Genomic DNA, 15,766 nt, shown 5'->3' with positions numbered 1-15,766 from the left:
TGGTTAAAACTAACTGCTATGTTTACAGTCCGGTGCTGACAAGGTAAAAAAGAGGGCAACAGTCTCCATTTGCGAACCTTCATGATCAGAATAAAACGTGCTCCAGACCGAGGATATGCCCATTTCGGCTGGCTTGAATCCCGACATGTATTCTCATTTGGTAGCTATTTCGACCCAGACTGGATGGGAATATCTGAATTACGGGTGGCAAATGAAGACCTGTTGCAGCCTGGAGCAGCGTTAGATCCCAGCAAACATCAGGACCTGGAAATCATATCCGTCATTCTTGATGGCAAGAACCTGCATACCGACTCTCTGGGTAACCGAAAACTACTCCAAGGCAGAAGCCTTCAATTACTGAGCACCGGAACAGGTACCGAATTCACTGAGCAAAATGCCTCTCTGGAAAGCAGCCTGAAAATGCTTCAGTTTTGGGTTATTCCGGAAAAAAACGGCAATACACCCCGCTATCAATCCCGTAAGCTTCTTAGTCGGGAAGGAGTGCAACTGATCATTTCTCCAGATGGTCGTGACGATTCGCTACAGATTGAACAAGATATAGAGATGTATCAGTTCCGTTTGCATCATAAAAGTTGCGGTCTGCCCGAAGCGGGAAACGGTTTCCTCTATCTGCTCAAGGGTGAGTTAGAGGTAAACGGAAGTATTCTGGAGGCAGGCGATACAATACTGTTTGAGGATGAGCCTTTTATATCGTTACGGGGAATCAGCAAAGCGGAAGGCTTTTATTTCACCTTGCCCTAAGATTAATAGTTTTTATAACTACAAACCCCACTTAAACCCCTAATTCCCCCTTAAAAACGACTTCTACCATCAAAACCGCTCAAATTATGTTGCATTGCACAAATAATTCGCTATATTGAAGTAGCACTTTGCTTTTTGAGCCACTAATTCGGCTTATTTCGACCCGGCGCCCGCCGGGTCTTTTTTTATCCGCACCGCAACAAAACAACTCATATACGATCTAAAAAAAACGTACGAAATAGACCTGCATTGCTAAGTCTAAAGCTATTTACTTAGCTCAAGTGCTAACGCTTGCAGCGTATTAACTACCCGATCAGGCTGTATATCCCAGGGATCAAAAACTGCATCAGAACTTCGTTGCACCCATGCAGCATTTAAGCCTGCATGTTTCGCGCCCATGACATCCCAGGCATTACTGGAGATCAGCCAGCTATTCCCTGCGTGGCTACCTGTTCGTTTAAGCAGATGAAGATATACTGCCGGGTCTGGCTTATATCTCGAGATTTCATCAACGCTGACCACATCGTCCAGCAATTCCAACACACCCGCGTTTCCTAATAGCTCTTTCACTTTAACTGCTGGGCCATTGGAAAAAGCCACACAATAGTGTCCCTGAGCCTTGAGCGATTCGATACCCGGAATAACATCGGCATAAGCTTGTAGCTGCTGATACTGCGCCATCAAAAAACCTTGCTGTTCTACTGAAAGCGAAACGTCCAACACCTTCATGGCGTAATTCAGTGCCTGAAGGGTACAAACGCCAAAAGGTTCATAGCGCCCCATCAGACCTCTACGAAAAGCGTACTCGACCTGCTTTTCACGCCAAAGTTTGGATAATGAGTCAGCTTTATCACCCACCATCATCTGTAAATGCCGACTCATCTCTAGGGGGTCTACCAAGGTTCCGTAAACATCAAACGCGATAGTCTGACTCTGCATAACAACTCTCCGGAGGTTTCTCTGCTGAAACATGTCAGGCTCACAAGTTGATACCCGATGCGTTTCGATAGTCTGATAACTATGGCGTCTGCAGTTATGAAACTCAAGCAAAGGAAGTTGCGAACAAGTCCCTTCCCAAAGTGAGACCAGTCTTAGGTGATACCAGCGCAAAAGAATTTTATAGATAGATAAAAACAGAAAGCCCCGCAATGGCGGGGCTACATGTAGCATGTGAATTGTATTCTTCTAATTATTTGCTACCCCAACCGATTGGGGCTATATCAGCTCTGACATTGCAGAGTAACTTCATCTTAGTACAGAAACACCGATGACGACTTGAAAAGTTTTTGCCACATACCTGGCTTATGTGCGCTTTTTTCTCTTAACCCCACTGGAGGGAATAGCTTCCCGAGGGTTATCAGGCCAAGGGTGCTTGGGATAACGCCCTTTCATATCCTTCTGAACATCCCGATAACCATTGGCCCAAAAGCTGGCCAGATCCTGGGTTACTGCCAACGGCCTGCGCGCCGGAGACAGCAGATGTATTTTCAGCGCGACCCTGTAACCAATAACCGGCGTGTCTATCGAACCAAACATCTCCTGAAGCTTAACCGCCAGCACCGGCGGAAACTCAGTGTAATTAACCGCCGCCGTATGCCCTGATGGCAGCTTAAGTCGGGGCGGTGCAAGTTTCCCCAGCTCATTAGGTAGAGGCCATTCGAGTAAAGCCTGCAAAATAGCGAACAGATCCAGACGGCTAAAGTGATTTATATGATTAACCGAATCAAGATAGGGCGCTAACCACTGTTCCAGAGTCTTCAACAAAGAGTCATCGGAAAGATCTGGCCAGGGGCCATCTTCCGGCTGTGAACAGTGCAGAAACATAACCCGCTGCCGCCAGCGTTCAATCTCTTCATTCCAGGGCAGGATCTGTAATCCCTGTTTACGAATTAGATTGATAAGAATCTGGTTTTTCTCCGGTAATGGAATCTCCTTCAACTCTTCACGGCTAACAACCAACACCCCAATACGACGCTGCAACTCACAACACATGCGCCCCTGTTGTCGGTCCCATTCAACGACTTTCTGTTGTTGCACCACCCCTGCCAGCGCAGTTTCGAACAGTTTTTCGGGTAGAGGGATCGCTAAAAACACCCGGTCTGTAGTCTGTCCCTGCGTTCCGCCGCAGTTTGCCACCGCTAACCAGTCATGCTTTATCAAGGGGTCAGTTTCAGCCAGCCGTACAGCACGACCGCCACTCAGCTGATAATCACCTGCTCCCGCTCTGCGACGGGAAGCGATTCGATCTGGGTATGCCTGAGCAATCAGTAGCGCTGACAGTTCAGGGGTCGATAGTTTTAACGGCTGTGGTGAAACCTTACTCAGGTGTCTTTTACAATTTCTTCGATATTGCTGACTTAGCTGACGAATGCGCTGCAGCATCGATTTTTGAGATGCAGAACATGGGATATCCCCCCTTAGCCAGCTTAACCGCCGTTCAAAGTCTGCATCGCCGCTCAGAGGGTCCCTCTCGTTCAATAAAGCCGCGATATCACAGGCGAGCTCACTACAGCCTTTCTCCCAGCCCACTAACAGCAGATGAGCCAGACGAGGGTGCAGAGGCAACCGGGCCATCATCTCCCCGGCAGGGGTTAACTGCAGACCCTCATCAGCGGACTGAAGCGCCCCTAATCGAATAAGAAGATCCCGCGCCTGAGAAAGCGCCGCATCAGGAGGCGGATTTAACCAACGAAGTTCTGCAGTATCCTCCACTCCCCAGCGGGCCAACTGTAGAGCCAGCGCAGTCAGATCTGTTGACATAATCTCTGGTGTTGCGTGTGGTGCTAGCTGCGCCTGCTGACTCTCAGACCAAAGCCGGTAACAACTACCCGGCTCCATTCGGCCTGCTCGTCCGGCGCGTTGGATACTGGCTGCCCGTGACACTTTACAGGTATGGAGCCGGGTCATGCCGCTGGCCGGATCAAGCCGGGCTTCGCGGCTTAATCCTGCATCAATCACCACCCGAATACCTTCTATAGTCAGGCTGGTTTCTGCGATATTCGTCGCCAGTACGATCTTTCGCTGCCCTGATGGTGCAGGCTGTATCGCCCGCTGCTGATCCTGAATACTCAGGTCACCATAAAGAGGCGTCAGGACAATGTTTTTCTCAACCTGAACGCTGAGGGCTCTCGCGACATTACGAATTTCTCTCTGCCCCGGCAAAAATACCAGCAAGCTACCGGATTCCTCGTCTAGTGCCTGCATGACTGCCTGAGCAACCCACTCCTCCAGTCGCTGATATCGCCCCGGAGCTCCCAGATAACGAACATCCACCGGATAAGTTCGTCCTTTACTGCTAATCAATGGTGCTTGAGGTAATAGTTGATCGATGACCCGTTGATCCAGCGTAGCGGACATCAGCAATAGTTTAAGAGGCTGTTCATCCCGAAACAGTTCCCGGCCCTGCAGGGTTAGTGCCAAACCAAAATCAGCATCCAGACTACGTTCATGAAACTCATCAAAAATAACCAGACCATAACCATCCAGACTTGGGTCATCCTGGAGCATACGGGTGAGAATACCCTCGGTAACCACTTCAATGCGGGTCTGCGGGCCCACTTTAGAGTCCATCCGCACCCGATAGCCGACAGTTTCACCCACCGATTCACCGAGTTGACTGGCCATACGGGCAGCAGCCATTCGGGCGGCCAATCGCCGGGGCTCCAGCATTAGGATTTTTTGTCCACGCAAGTCTGGATGATTTAGCAGCTCCAGTGGTACGAGAGTTGTTTTGCCCGCACCTGGTGGGGCTTCCAGAACCAGATCATCATTCTGACTCAGTACAGAATTAAGCTGATCAAGGACTTCCGAGACAGGGAGAATACTCATGTGCGAAGGTGTTCCGGTACGGGCGATAAACAGAAGTGAGTATTCTAACAGGCAGTAGAATATTTACAGGCAAAAAAAACGCCATATCAAATATGGCGCATATCCCCCCAGGAGCAAAGCTTAGGCCGTTGCTACCATAGGATCACTGTTGGTAGCTCCATCAACAGCGGCAACATTATCGTCCCTATGAGAGTGGCGTGATTCATGTTCATGCTCATCGTCATCTGAGTCTCTCTCGTGCTCATGATGTCCGCGATGAGCCATATCACCGACTCGTACGAGGTTTTCTGTCAGAGAGGTTTGTTCAGACTCACTGGCTCCAGTAAAGCGAATATCATGCTCAACCAGATTAACAAACAGGCTCAGGGTAAATTCGGTTGAATTCTCAATTCGTTGCTCACTTTTGACTACCTGATTCTGTAGCTGTTCCGCAAACGGCGCCAGAGCGCGCTGAGGCGAAGATGACGATTCGTCCCCCATCGACTGAACTTCACGGTATTTCTCAATCGCACGATACTCTATCGACTGCTGCATTGAGATATCCATCTGTGCCAACTGGCCTGAATCAAAAGAGAGATCACCGGCCTGTTGCATCGATGTTTGCAGGTCGCCATTAAAGAAATTAGCGGCCAGCGAAGAAAGGTCCTGAACCAGGGCAGCTATCGCATCAATCTCTTCTACATCAAGGTCGCCTTCTACGGAAAAACCGAACTCACTACTCTGCTCTTTTTCAATGCTATAACGTTGATGTTCACGGCCATGACCACTACGTAGATCGTAATCAGATTTATAGCTGGTCTCGCTATTAAAGGTAATCTCAACCTGATCCCCATCCTGGGTCGTAAGGTTTATTGAAAAGCTATCATCACGGCTGAAACGCTCAGATAAGGAATATGACTGACGAGCTGGGGCTACCGCATTAGGCCTGCTTTCCACCGAACGATCAGAAGACGGCGCACCTTCTACATGGCGGCTTTGATTATCAGACTGATAAGCCAAACCAGGATTAAAGAAGAAAGGTGATGAGCTTAATGGATTAAACATAGCCAGACCCGATTTTTATTATTCAATTAAATCGTTATCGCCAGACTCTTTAAGATCTAAAATGAAAAAAATTCATAATACGAATACTTAAACCCGTAACAAACTGATTATCTATCCAAAAAGGTCTATCTGATCAAGCCAATCCTGTTCTTCCTGTTGAATATAGACCTGATCCCGTAATTCAGCGGCCCAGTCTTCCGTCGTCTCCAAATGCTTCAACAGAGCAACAGAAATTATTTTTATCGGCGCCAGATCACTCCACATTATTGAGGCCAGAAAGCGCCAATAGCTGGGATCAATGGTTTTGGGATTATCCAGCTGGCTACTACAGATATCACAAATCATGATGCACTGATCATAATTGGGATCTGCTGCAATGGGTGGTACTTCGTAAACGGTTAACTTAACCCCATGGGCCTCACACAGTTCACATTTAGATCCACACCGGCGGATCAAATCCTTACCAAACTGCGACAAACCATGGTGTCTTTCCTGATGCTTAGCATGGCCTTTTGACATAGGACTATTCCTTTCAAATCAAACTAGTATGCACTTTAATAACCATAGGCCTAAAGCTGAAAAAAGTTAAGGAACAGATATGAAAACTTTACTAAAAAGCGGCCATCTCCGGCCGCTCTTATTCATCCACCAGGGTAATTCTGCCTATCCATAGCGTTTATTTACAAACGCCTTCACGCCGCAAGTGGATGATCGTGAAAAACATGCTTGCTCTCAACCATTGCTTTTGGACAGTGTTGGCGCACCCGCTTATATACATCGGGCAACAACTCAGCAGCTACATCAACTATTACCAGAATCTGTCCTGCTTCTATCGCATGCTGGTATTTTTCCAGGCCGAAGTTAGGCGTACTCTCACCAATCGCTTTGCCTACCCAGCCTCCAGCAACTGCTCCGATAATAATTATCACCAGCAAACTAATCATGCCGACCTCAACACTGAAAAATGCTGAGCCATAAGCTGTTAATCCCAGCACCAGCCCCATCATACCTCCAGCCACAATACCCCAGTTAAAGTCATTTTCGACCTCAGACGTTTCCATCTCTGTCGCTTCATGGAGATGAGCACTCTGGAGCATTTCATGATCCTTTGCGACCAGGTGCATCACTTCCTCTGCGATGTGCAATTCCCGCAATTCCTCCACTACCGTTTCAGCATGAGCCAGATCTGGCGTCAGGAAAGTTAATCGTCTCATTTCATACCTCCCGGTCCGCAGACCGTTTTGAATATTGAAAGTATAGTTCAACAATGGTGAGACAATAAAAAACCCGCATGAAGCGGGTATTTCCAACCGAGTAATCTTACTAATTACAGGAGCTATCTCATTCAAATAGATTTCTTTGTATTAGCCCTATTCCATCGACAGACATTCTTTGCTGAACAACTTTAGGGACTATAAAGAACCTAGGTATCCAGAGGGGCCTCAGTTTAGCGCTACTAGTCACAAAGGTAGCCTCCTTCCATCCCAATTTGTCGAGTGGAGTAGTGCCCCCCTTTGCAAGCGGCAATATAGAGGGTGCTGTTAAATGGAAGTGAAAAATAATTCTGTTTTTGTTCGCCTGGCTGAAGCACTGCCTGTTTCTGATAATATTTTTCCTGATAGCCACAAAGCCCACGACCATAGCCCGGCGCTTTTTGGTTATGGCACCAGAGCACTTCTACCTCAACATCACAGATATTAAAAATGGACTGTGACCGTTCTCCTTTGCCAACCTCTACACATTCAAATGCATCTTCGGCTTATCCATTAAGGCTGATCATAATCAGAACTAAAGCAGACCATACAGATAAACGCATTCAGCGCTCCTAATGTCGGGGACTAATGAGTAGACCGCTAAAGACAGGAAAGAGTTCGCCAAAAGTTTAGAAGGATGACACTTACCGCTCTACAGGGGGGAGAAAGAGGGGCAAGTATCGACATTAAGCTTGTTTCTATGCCAAAGACTGACCTGCCCGTTTTGATCAAGTCGATAAATTTTAATCTTCGATAATAAAGGAATCAGCGTCCATCCAAGCAGGGAATGACTCCTTGAATTGAGCTAATGACTGTCCAGAAAGTATCGATGTATCACAGAAAGGAACACTCGGTTGATGGTCAATCAGAAGCTCTCCTTTAAAATCCACCAGCATACTATCGCCACTATATTTATGACCGTTAGCATCGGTGCCTACTCGGTTTACGCCAGCCACATAACATAGATTTTCAATTGCTCTGGCCTGCAGCAACTTACGCCAGGGCTGGCGACGGGGTTCGGGCCAATTGGCGACATACAACGCAAGATCATAATCATTGTTGTTACGAGAGAACACCGGAAAACGCAGGTCATAACAAACCTGTAACAGAATCCGCCAGCCCAGGTATTCCACCACCACCCGCTTATCTCCCGGTTGATAACGTTCATGCTCACCGGCCATCCGGAACAGATGCCGTTTATCATAAAAGATCTGTTTGCCATCCGGAAAGCTGAAAATCATACGATTTACGTAACTATCCCCTGAGGCGATCGCAAGGCTGCCAGTAATGGCTATCCCCCGCTGCTGAGCTTGTTGCTGTAACCACTGACAACTATCTCCGCCCATCGGCTCTGCAGCAGTCCGGCTGTCCATCGTAAAGCCGGTAGAAAACATCTCGGGCAGCACCACAAGATCAGTATTACTGGCATTCTGATCCACCAGTTGTTCATACATCGTCCGGTTTTCAGCCGGGCTCTGCCAATGCATATCGGGCTGAATCAGGGTAACTTTCAGATCCTGCATAATTTCTCCGCAGCCTGTCTCAGGGTTTCATCATCTTTAGCAAAACAGAAACGTACTAATCGTTGTTCCGGTGGCGACTCATAGAAAACAGAGATCGGTATCGCCGCGACGCCCACCTCTTTCGTCAACCAGCGGGCAAAAGACAGATCATCCATCTCCGGCGCAATGGTTGAGTAATCCATTAACTGGAAATAAGTCCCCTCAGATGGCACAAAACTAAAACGGCTACTCTCCATCAATTCACAAAAGAGATCCCGCTTCTGTCTGTAAAATTCGGGTAGCTCAAGGGTGTGTTCCGGATAGTCATTTATAAAATCGGCTAATGCCAGTTGAATCGGATGAACCGTACAGAAGGTCAGATACTGATGCAGTTTACGAAACTCTACCGAGAGCTGGGTAGGCGCGATACAGTAGCCTACCTTCCATCCGGTAGTATGGTAAGTTTTACCAAACGATGAAACGACAAACGCCCGCTTAGCCAATGCTGGCCGTCGCAATAAACTCTGATGAGTGCCGTTAAAGCATATATGCTCATACACCTCATCGCTGAGCAAGAGAATATCTGTCCCCTCTAATAGTGCTTCCAACTGGTCCAGATCAGCAGCAGTCAGCACAGCACCGGTAGGGTTATGGGGACTATTGAGGATTATCATCCGCGTCTTTGGGGTGATCGCTTTCGCAACCTGTTGCCAGTCGATTGAGAAAGCCGGAGCAGTCAGTGCCAGATGCACTGCCGTGCCGCCGTTCAACTCGATAGCAGGCTCATAACTATCATAGGCGGGATCAAACACAATCACTTCGTCACCGGCACAAACAACGGCACCAATCGCAGAAAACAGCGCTTCGGTCGCCCCTGATGTGACAGTCACCTCGGTTTCTGAATCTACTTCACAGCCATAAAGTTTTTCAACTTTCAGGGCAATTGCGTTGCGCAACCCAACAACGCCGGCCATTGGTGCGTACTGATTAAAACCATTTTCCAGGTAATAAGTTACCCTATCCAACAGGGCTAGAGGCCCATCAAAATCAGGAAAACCCTGGGATAGATTTATCGCTCCATACTCTGCAGCCAACTGCGACATTTCAGTAAAAATGGTAATGCCAACTTTCGGCAATTTAGTCGGAGGGTATTGCATCAATTTGTTGATCCCTTATCGGCCTGCGTAACACGCAACATTAAGGTCCAACTCTAGGTCTGGTCTGTCCGGGGGTCAAGCAGAACAGACAGGTAATCAGAACATAACCAGGTGTAACACACCCCGTACCAGCGTTCCGACTATCGCCCCCAGTATTGCCGCCTTAGCTATGGAAGAAACCCGTTTGCCGGCCGCTATCAATATAGCCACCCCAGCCACATCAAAGGGATTAATAATAAAGCCCGCAATCCGGTTAAGGTCAGTTGCCGTCATCGCCCCCTGGTTCAGCAGGTCGATAGTCACACCCATCATCGCTGTTCCGCCAGCAATAAACTTAGTCACTATAGGTAGTACTGCCGATTCAGGCAGATCCACCAGCGCCAATACCGGGGCCAAAATTGAAGTTAGTACTTCTATTGATCCGGTAACCTTAAGTAGATTAACGAAGCAGAGTGCAAGAATCAGCAGGGGTATCGAAGCGAAAACAATTTTTACCCCTTCCTGACCACCATCGGAAAGGATCTGAATAACGTTTTTCTTATCATGAAGTTCCGGCGCAAGGTGCTCAGTATGGCTGTAATCATCATCCAGCGCTGGGTCACGAGCAAACAGATAGTAAGTCGCTGCCGCTGCGATGAGGCCACCAATCAAAGAGGTCATCATGATAAAGGGTACATCAAGGCCGACCACTGCCATCGGAAATACAACATTGGCCTGAGACATGGTTAATACCAAAGCCAGAGTTGCTGCAATTGCGCGTCGAGAGGTACCGTCCCGATCCATAATCGCCAGCGTAGCAACCGGCGCATTAAAGCTGACAAACATAATCTGCAGCATCGCAAAAATACCCAGCCCGGGTACGCCAAAGATTTTTACTACAGGGGAAAGCTTGTTAGAGATCCAGCCTAAGACTCCCTTACTCTCTAGTAGTTTCATCAGCGCCAACATCACAACCATTACCGGTAGCAATACATACAGCGCCACATCCATAGCCGTTCGACCAGAGTCGAGAATAAGGGTAATTATCTGTTCCATTGTCTAACCACTGGATTTATTTAAGTCGATTATTAAGAAACGGGAGTCTATCCTAACCCATTGCTTAACTTAGAGTTTTTTTAAGAACTGGCCTGACCAACTGATTGATATCATAAAAACATAGAATGAGTAATTAAACCAACGATTCAAACGGCCGATTATGTTAATGTTACGGCACTATGAATTCTCTATTATTCATAGGTGCTCCGAACAATAAAAGTTAAAAAATCAGTATACGGCATTGTTTTGAAAAATTTAGCAGACCAACTAATAGCTAAACTACCATTTAAGCTATTTAACATGCCCTTAAATGAGCACCTAAAACCCATATCCCAGTTGCTGGCCGGCATAGTTATCACCTCTCTGTGTTCCCTGCCTGCTGCCGCTCAAGAAAAACCTAAAGAACAGTTAGCCTCCGTTTCCAGTGCGACCCAAAAACTACTCAAACTGAACCCCCAAAATATTGAGCTCGCGTCTGTCAGTGCGTCTGTCATTGATGCTGAAACCGGCGCGCCACTTTATACAAAAAATGCTGAACTGGTTGTGCCAATTGCCTCAGTTACCAAACTGATGACCGCGATGGTGACACTGGATGCTAAGCTCCCTCTGAACGATAAATTACTCTTTACCCAGAATCAGAAAAAAGCCAACAGCAATTATTATACCCGCATTAGGGTCGACTCAATGCTTCCACGCAAAGATGTTATCCGCATCGCATTGATGTCTTCGGAAAACATGGCAGCCTCTGCCTTGGGACATACATATCCGGGTGGGATTAACGCTTTCGTTAAAGCGATGAATCTAAAAGCCCGCCAATTGGGAATGACTCAAACTCAGTTTGTTGATTCATCAGGTCTGTCTGAGCAGAATGTTTCCACTGCCTCTGATCTGGCAATCATGGTGCGTGCAGCAGCCTCCTATCCGGAGATAACTAAGTACAGTACCACCCAAAGTTTTACCGCTAAGTTTACTAAACCCTCTTATTCATTACGCTATGGCAACACCAATGTACTGGTGCACCGAAAAAGTTGGGCGATTGATGTCACCAAAACCGGGTATCTTAACGAAGCTGGGCGCTGCCTGGTCATGATGACTAAGGTCAATGGTCGGGATACCGTAATGATTATGCTAAATTCATACGGAAAACGTACACCTATAGGGGATGCCGGCCGTATCAAGCGTTGGATCACTACAGGTAAAAGCGGCAAAATAAGCAGTTCAGCACGGCATTATCAGCGTCAGGTATTGCGACAACTGATGCCAGAGCAACTCGCTCTAAAATAAAGGTTCGGCAGTAAAAACCCTAGTGATCAGGCCTCGATAGTACTGGGCAAGCTCATACTTAAAAAGCGGATCAAGGATAGATACGTGATCGAGAATTTACTGGAAAGCATGCATCATGATGATTTCGAGGCGCTTGCCGACGATATCAAGAACTCACTGGAAGCGCATCGTAAATGGATGCAAAGAATCACTACTGCATTGGTTACCCGCCAACCGATGGATGAGAACCAATTTATTGCCCCGGATGCTCATCTCTACTGTCACTTTGGTCGCTGGCTGACAAAAACCTTCGAAGACGAGCTATTTCAACAAAGCTCATTTCTTAAAATTGAGCAGTACCACAAACAGCTACATGACAGCGCACGAACCGTAATCGCCCAGCTAAATTTGAAACGCGAGATCAATATCAAAGACTTTGAACTCTTTATGCGAACGCAAAAAGAGTTCTTCGATATGGTAATGATGCTGTTTGAATTCTCAGTGCTCAATAAACAGCAGTTTGACCCCACCACCCGATTGATGAACCGCCGTGCTGTTGATTCCGTTCTGGCCAACGAATATAGCAGAATGCAACGAGCTGAAGATTATTACTGCTGTATCGCCATGGCTGATATTGATCATTTTAAAGATGTTAACGATGCCTGGGGACATGATGTAGGCGATCTTCTCCTGGGCCATACCGCAGAACTGTTTAATAATGCGATCCGACGCCATGACACTGTTTCACGTTATGGTGGCGAGGAGTTTCTGTTTATCTTCCCGGATATGGATTTGGAACAGGCAGGCATAGTTGTCGATCGGATTCGTAAGCAACTGACAGATGCCAGTATCAGCCACCAGGGTAACCTGCACCGCGTCACCGCCTCTTTCGGTGTTACTCAGCTCTGTCGCTTCTGTGATATTAAAGGCTCGATTAAGCGCGCAGACATCGCCATGTATGTGGCCAAAGAGAAAGGGCGAAACAATACTGTAACAATCGATAGCCGGGCTATTGTGGGGCAAACATCTTATGACCATCTCAATAACGATATCACCGAGGTCATGCGTCAGCACTGTCGCCAGGTAAAGCCAAACTCAGACTAATACTCTTGCAGAGCCTGGCTTCGATTAAGCCAAGGCTAGCTTTACAGCCGCCGTCGCATGGATTGCGGTGGTGTCATACAAGGGTATCGCGGTATCTGACTGACTCACCAACAACGCGATCTCTGTACAACCTAATATTACCGCCTGCGCACCACCCGCAGACAGATCTTCAATTATCTTTACATACGCTTTACGGGAACTATCACTTATTTTCCCCTGGCAGAGTTCTTCATAGATGACGCGATGTACAACATCCTGCGCATTTTCATCCGGCACCAAAACACGGATACCATGCTTATCTGTCAAACGCCCTTTGTAGAAATCCTGCTCCATAGTAAAGCGGGTTCCCAGCAAACCTACCCTCTCAACACCATCCGCCTTAAGTTGCGCAGCAGTGGCATCGGCAATATGTAGCAGAGGAATAGATACTGCAGCTTCCGCCTGGGCTGCTACCTTGTGCATCGTATTGGTACCAATGAGAAAAAAATCAGCACCTGCGGCTTCCACAGCCTGTGCCGCCTGCGCAAGTATAACTCCGGCTTGTTGCCAATCACCTTGGCTTTGCAGGGTTTCAATCTCTGCAAAGTCAACGCTATACAGCGCAAGCTTAGATGAATGAAAGCCCCCTAGCTGATCTTTGATACCCGAATTGATTGCCCTGTAATAACTGACAGTAGACTCCCAACTCATGCCGCCCAGCAGCCCAATCGTTTTCATTGTGTCTGTCCTCATATTCCCTTTCACACAGCATACAAAAGAGTGTGAGTGGTTAACCAGATACAGTTTTAGTCAGCCACAGCAGTACAGATTGTTGATTTATTGATCTACCCTTAAGCAATACACGTAACAGATTAGCAGCACACATAAACTGAGCAGGTGATTATCATGACAATTAAATCGATGTCTGAAATCTTCTATGACCCTAGTCTGGCGATGAAGCACTTACGGGATGAGAAACTCAAAGGTACCACTGAGGTACTTTTTATCCTGGCACTCTTGGCACTGATTCCGGCAGTATCACTGTTTATCGGAACCACCCAGGTTGGCTGGAGCCTGACGCCCGGCGGTGACGCTGTAAAACTGAGCATGATAAGCGCTCTGAACTCCTCCATTGCCTTCTATCTGGCTCTCTGTTTTGCACTTGGTCTGATGGGGTTTACTATCCGCTGGATGGAAAAAACCTATGGAGGTCATGCCTCACTCGAACGCTGTATGAACCTGACACTCTATACCGCAACACCATTACTACTTGCAGGTTTTGCCGGCTTGTACCCGATGCTGTGGTTTTGTGTTGCCGTAGGTATCGTTGCTTTGGCCTACAGTACCTTCCTACTGTTTACCGGCGTACCTATCATCATGAAGATACCGGAAGAACGAGGCTTTCTATTCTGCGTATCGATACTGACGGTAGGTTTAATAATATTAGTAGGACTGCGATCGGCAACCGCCTTTCTCTGGGGAACACTCACGCCGTTAATCTACCTTCCCTGATAGCACATCCTGCTCGTACAATAAGCCTGCATACCTAAAGACAGGAGCAGGCTATGTATTGTCTGGCGCGCCATAGAAATTATCGGCAATACATCAGTTCTCGTACGCGTGAAATCAGCTGATCGATATTTTCAAAGGTTGCCCGCTCTTTAATCAGCATCTGCCCCAACAGCAAAGATAGTCTTTCTGAATCGGCACGTTTCTGAGGGTCGCTAATCGACTCGACATCGTCGACATGGGCCACACCGATAGTGCGGCGAATCACCTCTGTGCCTGCATATCCGAGACTGTCTGCCAATAGTTCCTGTATATACCAGTCGGCATATTCGGGCAGCTGCAGGCTCGGCTCCTGGGTCTCTTGTTGTATATGATTACGGAAGCGCTGGGCAAACGTGCCCCAGATAGTTTCGATACTCACTAACAACCACTGCTGATAATCACTACGTTCTGTTTTATCGCCAGGCAGGTTAGCCTGCCCCGAGAGATTCAACAGATAGTTCGCTATTATCAAGCCTATATCGAAGCCAATGGGACCTACAAAAGCAAACTCAGGATCAATAATTTTAATACCCGACTGATTTGCAAAAACTGACCCCGAGTGCAGATCGGCATGTAGCAAAGCTTCAGCCTGATTGAGGAACTTTGCTTTCAGACGCGCCACTTCACGCTTCAGTACAACGTCTTGCCAAAGCTGTTCTGCATCAGACCGCAACAGTTCATTAACATTGTTACGCTCATGATCGCAGTATGGGTCCCAAAAGAAGACCTCTTCTGAAATCTTGCACAGATCGGGATTGATAAATTGCTGAACCAGGGCCTTTTTCTCGATCGATCCCAGGTAGAGATCAGAGGTATAGAACAACGTATCCGCCAAGAAGCAACCAATCTTCTCAGCAACCAGCGGCAATTTCTGACGTTCAATCAAAGCGCTGCGTAAGCTGCCATAAGCACCAATATCTTGCATCACAATGGCGCACTGTTCAGCATCAAAACTGTACACTTCAGGCACAAAGTTCTCACAGTGTCTTGCCGCCAGTTTAAGTGCTTCAAACTCGATACGAATTCGATCCTGCGACAGCGGCCAGCCCTCACCAATCACGCGTATATAGGGTAGCGCTTGCTTAACAATAAGACTGTCACTGTCACTAAAGACACGATAGACAAAGTTGATATTACCATCGCCTATCTCTTCAACCTGAAGCCGATCCTGATCAGAAAACAACTGACTATGTTGGCGTGCAAAAGCGATGACATCTACATCGGTGTTAAATTTTTCAAAGCTCATTTTTAATGTCGATTCCAATGCAATTAAAGAAAGCAGTTAATG

Annotated in this window: 15 protein-coding genes; 5 read left to right on the top strand and 10 right to left on the bottom strand. The window is 47.3% G+C overall.

The genetic code is table 11. From position 1 onward, the window contains the following. The first annotated feature begins 81 nt into the window (after positions 1 to 81). Positions 82 to 762, top strand: coding sequence for a pirin family protein (locus tag QZZ54_RS09235; RefSeq protein ID WP_290701979.1), 681 nt, complete (start codon positions 82 to 84; stop codon positions 760 to 762). A 264-nt stretch (positions 763 to 1,026) separates the two neighbouring features. On the opposite strand, the gene QZZ54_RS09230 is transcribed toward QZZ54_RS09235, so the two are convergent. The 5 genes from QZZ54_RS09230 to QZZ54_RS09210 form a co-directional block, all read right to left on the bottom strand. Next, complete coding sequence (locus QZZ54_RS09230; protein ID WP_290701975.1) at positions 1,027 to 1,701, bottom strand: haloacid dehalogenase type II; 675 nt, start codon at positions 1,699 to 1,701, stop codon at positions 1,027 to 1,029. 363 nt (positions 1,702 to 2,064) lie between these two features. After that, complete coding sequence (gene hrpB, locus QZZ54_RS09225) at positions 2,065 to 4,590, bottom strand: ATP-dependent helicase HrpB (RefSeq protein WP_290701972.1); 2,526 nt, start codon at positions 4,588 to 4,590, stop codon at positions 2,065 to 2,067. A 120-nt stretch (positions 4,591 to 4,710) separates the two neighbouring features. After that, a complete protein-coding gene (locus QZZ54_RS09220) occupies positions 4,711 to 5,634 on the bottom strand; it encodes a hypothetical protein (RefSeq protein WP_290701969.1) in 924 nt (307 codons plus the stop codon). A gap of 111 nt (positions 5,635 to 5,745) precedes the next feature. Then, on the bottom strand, positions 5,746 to 6,153 hold the full coding sequence (locus QZZ54_RS09215) for a phnA protein (RefSeq protein WP_290701966.1): 408 nt from the start codon (positions 6,151 to 6,153) through the stop codon (positions 5,746 to 5,748). A gap of 173 nt (positions 6,154 to 6,326) precedes the next feature. After that, the gene (locus tag QZZ54_RS09210; RefSeq protein ID WP_290701963.1) at positions 6,327 to 6,848 is read right to left on the bottom strand and encodes a hypothetical protein; all 522 of its coding nucleotides are present in this window, start codon (positions 6,846 to 6,848) and stop codon (positions 6,327 to 6,329) included. Between the two features lie 331 nt (positions 6,849 to 7,179). On the opposite strand from QZZ54_RS09210, the gene QZZ54_RS09205 reads away from it, so the two are divergent. Then, entirely contained in the window at positions 7,180 to 7,335 is a 156-nt protein-coding gene (locus QZZ54_RS09205) for a hypothetical protein (RefSeq protein WP_290701961.1), read from the top strand. A gap of 295 nt (positions 7,336 to 7,630) precedes the next feature. Here the strand turns inward: QZZ54_RS09205 and QZZ54_RS09200 are convergent, their stop codons facing one another. From QZZ54_RS09200 to QZZ54_RS09190, 3 genes are all read right to left on the bottom strand, one after another. Continuing rightward, positions 7,631 to 8,410 (bottom strand): amidohydrolase, encoded by a 780-nt coding sequence (locus tag QZZ54_RS09200; RefSeq protein ID WP_290701958.1) that lies wholly within the window; start codon positions 8,408 to 8,410, stop codon positions 7,631 to 7,633. Next, a complete protein-coding gene (locus QZZ54_RS09195; RefSeq protein ID WP_290701955.1) occupies positions 8,398 to 9,546 on the bottom strand; it encodes a pyridoxal phosphate-dependent aminotransferase in 1,149 nt (382 codons plus the stop codon). Before QZZ54_RS09195 ends, QZZ54_RS09200 begins: the two co-directional genes overlap by 13 nt. Before the next feature lie 96 nt (positions 9,547 to 9,642). Next, positions 9,643 to 10,581, bottom strand: coding sequence for a nucleoside recognition domain-containing protein (locus QZZ54_RS09190; RefSeq protein WP_290701952.1), 939 nt, complete (start codon positions 10,579 to 10,581; stop codon positions 9,643 to 9,645). 300 nt (positions 10,582 to 10,881) lie between these two features. Here QZZ54_RS09190 and pbpG point away from each other — a divergent pair, with 300 nt between their 5' ends. Both pbpG and QZZ54_RS09180 read left to right on the top strand, forming a co-directional pair. After that, the gene (gene pbpG / locus QZZ54_RS09185) at positions 10,882 to 11,865 is read left to right on the top strand and encodes a D-alanyl-D-alanine endopeptidase (protein WP_290701949.1); all 984 of its coding nucleotides are present in this window, start codon (positions 10,882 to 10,884) and stop codon (positions 11,863 to 11,865) included. 84 nt (positions 11,866 to 11,949) lie between these two features. Continuing rightward, positions 11,950 to 12,948 carry a diguanylate cyclase gene (locus QZZ54_RS09180; protein WP_290701946.1) on the top strand — a complete coding sequence of 333 codons (999 nt, stop codon included), beginning with the start codon at positions 11,950 to 11,952 and terminating at the stop codon, positions 12,946 to 12,948. A gap of 24 nt (positions 12,949 to 12,972) precedes the next feature. Here QZZ54_RS09180 and QZZ54_RS09175 read toward each other — a convergent pair whose 3' ends face one another. Continuing rightward, positions 12,973 to 13,665, bottom strand: coding sequence for an aspartate/glutamate racemase family protein (locus tag QZZ54_RS09175; RefSeq protein WP_290701943.1), 693 nt, complete (start codon positions 13,663 to 13,665; stop codon positions 12,973 to 12,975). Between the two features lie 168 nt (positions 13,666 to 13,833). On the opposite strand from QZZ54_RS09175, the gene QZZ54_RS09170 reads away from it, so the two are divergent. Next, a complete protein-coding gene (locus tag QZZ54_RS09170; RefSeq protein WP_290701940.1) occupies positions 13,834 to 14,439 on the top strand; it encodes a Yip1 family protein in 606 nt (201 codons plus the stop codon). A gap of 79 nt (positions 14,440 to 14,518) precedes the next feature. Here the strand turns inward: QZZ54_RS09170 and mtnK are convergent, their stop codons facing one another. Beyond that, positions 14,519 to 15,724 (bottom strand): S-methyl-5-thioribose kinase, encoded by a 1,206-nt coding sequence (gene mtnK, locus QZZ54_RS09165; protein WP_290701937.1) that lies wholly within the window; start codon positions 15,722 to 15,724, stop codon positions 14,519 to 14,521. Between the last annotated feature and the right edge of the window lie 42 nt (positions 15,725 to 15,766).

Source organism: Amphritea sp., from assembly GCF_016744155.1.
GTDB lineage: Bacteria > Pseudomonadota > Gammaproteobacteria > Pseudomonadales > Balneatricaceae > Amphritea.
This window is presented reverse-complemented; position numbering and strand designations above follow the sequence as displayed.

Excerpts from the sequence above, each read along its gene's own strand:
- QZZ54_RS09235 (WP_290701979.1), top strand. The coding sequence starts at position 82 with ATGATCAGAATAAAACGTGCTCCAGACCGAGGATATGCCCATTTCGGC.
- QZZ54_RS09170 (WP_290701940.1), top strand. The coding sequence starts at position 13,834 with ATGACAATTAAATCGATGTCTGAAATCTTCTATGACCCTAGTCTGGCG.
- QZZ54_RS09205 (WP_290701961.1), top strand. The coding sequence starts at position 7,180 with ATGGAAGTGAAAAATAATTCTGTTTTTGTTCGCCTGGCTGAAGCACTG.
- QZZ54_RS09195 (WP_290701955.1), bottom strand. The coding sequence starts at position 9,546 with ATGCAATACCCTCCGACTAAATTGCCGAAAGTTGGCATTACCATTTTT.
- hrpB (WP_290701972.1), bottom strand. The coding sequence starts at position 4,590 with ATGAGTATTCTCCCTGTCTCGGAAGTCCTTGATCAGCTTAATTCTGTA.
- mtnK (WP_290701937.1), bottom strand. The coding sequence starts at position 15,724 with ATGAGCTTTGAAAAATTTAACACCGATGTAGATGTCATCGCTTTTGCA.
- QZZ54_RS09175 (WP_290701943.1), bottom strand. The coding sequence starts at position 13,665 with ATGAAAACGATTGGGCTGCTGGGCGGCATGAGTTGGGAGTCTACTGTC.
- QZZ54_RS09220 (WP_290701969.1), bottom strand. The coding sequence starts at position 5,634 with ATGTTTAATCCATTAAGCTCATCACCTTTCTTCTTTAATCCTGGTTTG.
- QZZ54_RS09215 (WP_290701966.1), bottom strand. The coding sequence starts at position 6,153 with ATGTCAAAAGGCCATGCTAAGCATCAGGAAAGACACCATGGTTTGTCG.
- QZZ54_RS09230 (WP_290701975.1), bottom strand. The coding sequence starts at position 1,701 with ATGCAGAGTCAGACTATCGCGTTTGATGTTTACGGAACCTTGGTAGAC.
- QZZ54_RS09210 (WP_290701963.1), bottom strand. The coding sequence starts at position 6,848 with ATGAGACGATTAACTTTCCTGACGCCAGATCTGGCTCATGCTGAAACG.
- QZZ54_RS09200 (WP_290701958.1), bottom strand. The coding sequence starts at position 8,410 with ATGCAGGATCTGAAAGTTACCCTGATTCAGCCCGATATGCATTGGCAG.
- QZZ54_RS09190 (WP_290701952.1), bottom strand. The coding sequence starts at position 10,581 with ATGGAACAGATAATTACCCTTATTCTCGACTCTGGTCGAACGGCTATG.
- pbpG (WP_290701949.1), top strand. The coding sequence starts at position 10,882 with ATGCCCTTAAATGAGCACCTAAAACCCATATCCCAGTTGCTGGCCGGC.